This is a genomic window from Streptomyces sp. NPDC048659, assembly GCF_040650575.1.
GTDB lineage: Bacteria > Actinomycetota > Actinomycetes > Streptomycetales > Streptomycetaceae > Streptomyces.
The window spans coordinates 1-4,954 of the sequence record NZ_JBEZHM010000128.1; the positions used below are offsets into that span (position 1 = coordinate 1).

Genomic DNA, 4,954 nt, shown 5'->3' on the forward strand with positions numbered 1-4,954 from the left:
CCGGTGGAGGTCCGTCGGCTCTTCCGCGACGCGGTCTTCGGTGACTTCCTCGAGGACATGCAGGAGGCCCGGGCCGACGAACGTCGGCCCCCTACCGCTACACGCCCAACACCGCATCATCTGCGCTCCCTGTCACACCAGAGCGTCGGGTTGTGGGGCTGTTTCCTTCCAGGAGTCTCCATGTCTTTCAAGAGGCCGCGCCTCGTATGGCCCGCTGCCGCTCTCGTCGTCTTCGCCGCGGCGGGCAACCTCCCATCGGCCACCGCTCTCAGCGGCTCCCCCGAGGCTGCGGGAATGAACTTCACAGCAAAGATCAACATCGGTGACAAGACCGCCTGCTCCGGCGCACTCGTCAGTCCCTCCTGGGTGCTGACGGCGAAGAGCTGTTTCTCGGCTGCCGGGGTCGCCGCCACCGGCGCGCCGTCCGTGGCCACCACGGTCACCGTGGGCCGGACGGATCTGACTCAGACCGGCGGCAGTACGCAGCAGGCGAAGGAGATCGTCGCCCATCCTGACCGGGACATCGCCCTCGTCCGCCTCACGCTGCCCATCAGCGACCCGGCCGTCAAGCCGATCCGGCTGGCCACAGCCCCGGCTGCGGCGGGTGAAACGCTGAGGAAGGCCGGCTTCGGCCGGACCAAGACCGAGTGGGTGCCCACCAAGCTCCACACCGGTACCTTCACCGTGTCCGCCACCAGCGGATCCGACATCCAACTGGACGGGTCCGAGACGGCGACAGTGTGCCAGGGGGACGCCGGCGGGCCCGCGGTGCGGGACGCCGACGGTGTCCCGGAGCTGGTGGGCGTGAACGCCCGTTCCTGGCAGGGCGGCTGCCTGGGCACCGACCCGGCCGAGACGCGCACCGGCGTCGTCGACACCCGTGTCGACGACCTGAGGCAGTGGGCCCAGGAGGTCTATGCGTCCCGGCCGGTGAGCCGGCTGTACGCGGTCGGCGGAGACAGGCAGATCCACGCGGCCGCAGGCAACCACGACACTCCCGGAGACTGGACACCGTTCACCGCGATCCCCGGCAGCGGGTCCATGAAGCAGATCTCCTCGGTCACCATGTTGACGACCGTCCGGCTGTTCGCCGTGGGCGCTGACGGCCGGATCCACAGTGCCAACGGCGATCACGCGTCCGGCACGTGGTCGGCGTTCAACAAGGTACCCGGCAACAGCTCCATCCGCCAGGTCGCCGCCGTCGCGATCGGCGACAAGGTCCACATCCTCGCGCTCAGCGAAGACGGCAAGATCTACACGGCCACCGGCGACTACGCGGCCGGGACCTGGACGAAGTTCACCGCCGTCCCGGGCAACAGCTCCATCCAGCGGATCGCCGCCGTCCCTATGGGGGACAAGATCCGGCTCTTCGCCGTGGGCGGCGACCAGAAGATCTACTCCGCCGACGGCAACACCTCCAGCAGTACCTGGAGCAAGTTCAACCCGATCGCCAGCAGCGGCATCAAGGACATCGCCGTCACCGCCATCGGCAACCAGGCCCACCTCTTCGCCATCGGCAGCGACAACAAGATCCATACCGCCATGGGCGACTACGCCGCCGGCACCTGGACGAAGTTCGCGACCATCACCAGCAAGGACATCGACGGCATCGCCGCTACCGCCATCGGTGACAAGGTCCGCCTGTTCGCCGTCGGCAGCGACACTCAGATCTGGACCAACGACCGCAACCCCGACGGAAGCTGGAGCAAGTTCACCGCCGTCCGCAGCAGCAAGATCCAGAGCGTGTCCGCCACCGCCACCACCGGCTGAACACCGGCCCCAGGCGACGGGCAGCAGGGAGCGAGCGTCGGGTGACGGCGGGAAGCTTCTTGTCCTCGTAGGCGCGACGGCGGGCGTCAAGGTGGCCGGAGTCCGTCGTCCTGCCGAGCACTGCCGCCGACATCCGCGCCGGACGGAACGTGCCCGGTGACAACCTCAACGAGCCCCGGCACCGTCTGCTCCTCGGCCAGAGCCGCCGGGACCACAACCGCGCTGTCGCGGTCCGCGAGGGCACCACGGCAACCGAGTTCGACGTGCACGTCGAGAAAGACGACTCCTCCGTCCTGCCCGTCCCCGGCAACCAGAACGGCGCTGCCGCAACCTGCTGAGCGGGTTCTCCAACGCCAACCCCACCATCGACGGCATCGACGACGGCTTCATCGTCAAGACCAACTGACATCCTCGCGGGCCGGCTCGCCCTCGCACCGGCCCGCGGGTGGATCAGCCCTTCGGCCAGAAGTCAACGACGTACTCCTCCACGCCGTAGGCCACACCCTCGGTCCGGGTCACTCTGGCAACCTCGGAGCGCCCCGTGCACCCCACGTGCACCCGCCACCAGCCAGGCACACCGAGCCGGATCAGATGGCCCGACCGGCCCAACGATGTCGTCCACACCGCGACGTCGCCAGTGGTCGTCTCGAAGTCGACCTCTCCGGACTCGTCCCACTCGACCGGGTCGGCAGCGGGCTCGGCGTCCCAGATCCTGACGGTGACCGCAGCCGTATGGGTGTGGCCGGCGCTGAACAGGTCGAAGCGACGCTCGTGCTGGGCCAGGCCCCCCACTCATAGCCGTCCCCGAACGGGGCAGGCACCACCGTGTCATCGGACTCCTGGAACCCGAAACTCCGGAACGCCACCGCGACATCCAGCAGGTACTGCCTCGCTAGCTCAGGCACGCACGCCTCTCCTATCACCCGGAGACTGCCCGGACCCGATGCAGCGGTCCAGTCTTCGGAACTGCAGGCATAGGAACTGACGGACACCCCAGCCGGCTTGCTCCACGATCGAATCCGGCCGTCGGCTCAGGGCGGTCGGCCCCGCATGTGAGGGACTCGCCACCTGTTTGAGGGCGCCTTCACGTCGGGACGTCCAGGAGTTGGTCCCGCACGTCGTGCAAGGTGGCCTCGGGCGGCGTCCTAAGCCCCAAATGACCACTCACAGCGACGGGGCGCGGCAGAGGCTGTACATCGCGCAGTGTCCAGTGCCAGAACCCGATCATGCCCCAGGATGAGCAGCAGCCGTCAGCGGAGGACTTGTGGCACGAGTCGAGGATCCCTGTGCCGATGATGGCTCCGCGCGCATCAGGGGCGTATTCCAGGCCGAGGTCGGCCGCAGTCACGTTGGAGGCGTGCGGTGCTTTCGCGGCGTGGATGAGGATTCTGGTCCCCGTATGGAAGGTGGAGAGCCATCGGGTCCGGTTCTCGGTCGTTTTGCCGACCCAGACGATCGCGTCGGCGTACGGCTGGCGCACAGTCAGTGCTCTCACCTGTCCTGATTCACACGGCCACCATCCGAGTTCAGACCCCGGCGGCGGTACCTCGCGTGCGCCCGCACGGCTCGCGGGGCACGCGTCATGCGCGGCACACGATGGACCTGGTCGAGGCGGGCGCCGTTCGCTGACGACTCATCACGGGCCGGCCGACACGCCATGTTTCCCCGGGCCGGGCGGGAAAGGCTCCGACAGTGCGGGACGCTGAGGTCACCCGGTGCGGCCAGTGCGCCGGACGACCGCTGTTCGCTGTTTCGCTGACATGCCAGGGCGGAGCCGTCTATGTTCCGTGTGGTTGTGGATCTTGATGTCCTGCCGCAGCCGTCCGAACCACCCGTACCCGCGGGCCTCTTCCGGCCCGCCCCATCCGTATCGGAGCATCATGCCCTCGTCCTGGCGCACCTTGGCCGCCCGCGCCTTAGCGGCCTGTTCCCTGGCTGCTCTCCTTCCGTTGGCCTCCGCCGCCCCGGCCTCCGCCGCCGACCCGACCGTGACCAGCAGCCCTCGCTTCTCACTGGCGGCCTCGGCGACATCCCTGGCTCCGGGCGACCCGCTGACCCTCACCGTGACAATCACCAACCGGGATCCCTCCATCGCCCGGGTGGCCCGCTTCCGACTCACCACGCCCGGACCGAGTCCGCTCGGTAACGCCTCCTGCGCCGCGGCCACCGGGCCCCTGCCCGGCATCTGCGCCACCAACACCGCCGGCGCGCTCCTGCACGTCGAGCACGTCCACGAGAACCGGCTGCCCGCCCGCACCACCGCCACCACCGTCATCACCACCACGGTGCGTCCCGACGCGCAGCCCGGCACCTACACGATCACCCCCTTCGGCGGGTTCTCCGACACCGGTCTCGACAAGTCCGAGACCTTCGCCCCGCAGACCTTCACCTTCACCGTGCAACCCCGCCAAGCCGATCTGGCGGTCAGCCTGAGCGCGTCCGCGCCCCTGCTCGGCGGCGGCATCGACTACACCGCCACCGCCACCAACCACGGGCCCGCCCCGCTGAACTCCGCCACCCTCACCACCCGCCTCCCTGACCAGACCACCACCGTCACGGGCCTCCCGAGCACCTGCACCTACCAGGACAGCACCAAGACCGTCACGTGCTCCACCGGCTCCCTCACCGTGACCGGCAGCGCCCAGTTCGCCTTCCGCGCCCAACTCGGCCTCCTCACCGTCGGCCAGAACCTCCACGCCACCGCCACCCGCGCGGCAAGCAGCCCCGAAGACCCCGGCCCCGCCAACGACACCGCCACCACCACCTGCTCCGCCCTCACCAGCCTGCTCATCTCCTGCTGACAGCCACACCAGCTCCCACACCGGACCTGACCGCCAACCGAGGCCACACGGAGGCCGCCCGGCATCGGAAGCGGCGGCGACCGGCCGTGACGGATCGCGAGGGCACGGCGTCCGCCTCGACGAGGACCAGGCCCGGGGGCCGGCCTATCGCGTGCCGCGCATGTCCCTCCCCGAGGCACCGCCGCCAGGCCGCCCTCGCCCGGGGCCGAGCTGAGCGGCTGTCCGACGACGGTGTCCGCAGGTGCACGCCTGTCCCGTCACAGCCCTCGCACGGAACCAGGGCGGAGCCCTAGGTCCTGTCGTCAAATGTCACGTCCACATCAGGAGTGAGGCGAGGGTGACGGCGGCTTCGTAGGACTGGGCGGTTTTGTCGTACCGGGTGG

Annotated in this window: 5 protein-coding genes; 3 read left to right on the forward strand and 2 right to left on the reverse strand. The window is 69.4% G+C overall.

Features of this window, described 5'->3' with window-relative positions:
• Positions 1 to 294 precede the first annotated feature (294 nt).
• Both AB0C99_RS39445 and AB0C99_RS39450 read left to right on the forward strand, forming a co-directional pair.
• Positions 295 to 1,770 carry a trypsin-like serine protease gene (locus tag AB0C99_RS39445; protein WP_362485298.1) on the forward strand — a complete coding sequence of 492 codons (1,476 nt, stop codon included), beginning with the start codon at positions 295 to 297 and terminating at the stop codon, positions 1,768 to 1,770.
• Positions 1,771 to 1,919: 149 nt separating this feature from the next.
• On the forward strand, positions 1,920 to 2,108 hold the full coding sequence (locus tag AB0C99_RS39450; protein WP_362485300.1) for a hypothetical protein: 189 nt from the start codon (positions 1,920 to 1,922) through the stop codon (positions 2,106 to 2,108).
• A gap of 112 nt (positions 2,109 to 2,220) precedes the next feature.
• Here AB0C99_RS39450 and AB0C99_RS39455 read toward each other — a convergent pair whose 3' ends face one another.
• Positions 2,221 to 2,562: a hypothetical protein gene (locus AB0C99_RS39455; RefSeq protein ID WP_362485301.1), complete on the reverse strand. Its 342-nt coding sequence runs from the start codon at positions 2,560 to 2,562 to the stop codon at positions 2,221 to 2,223.
• Between the two features lie 292 nt (positions 2,563 to 2,854).
• Positions 2,855 to 3,250: a hypothetical protein gene (locus AB0C99_RS39460; protein WP_362485303.1), complete on the reverse strand. Its 396-nt coding sequence runs from the start codon at positions 3,248 to 3,250 to the stop codon at positions 2,855 to 2,857.
• A gap of 583 nt (positions 3,251 to 3,833) precedes the next feature.
• Between AB0C99_RS39460 and AB0C99_RS39465 the strand changes: the two genes are divergently transcribed.
• Entirely contained in the window at positions 3,834 to 4,571 is a 738-nt protein-coding gene (locus AB0C99_RS39465; protein WP_362485305.1) for a hypothetical protein, read from the forward strand.
• Positions 4,572 to 4,954 lie beyond the last annotated feature (383 nt).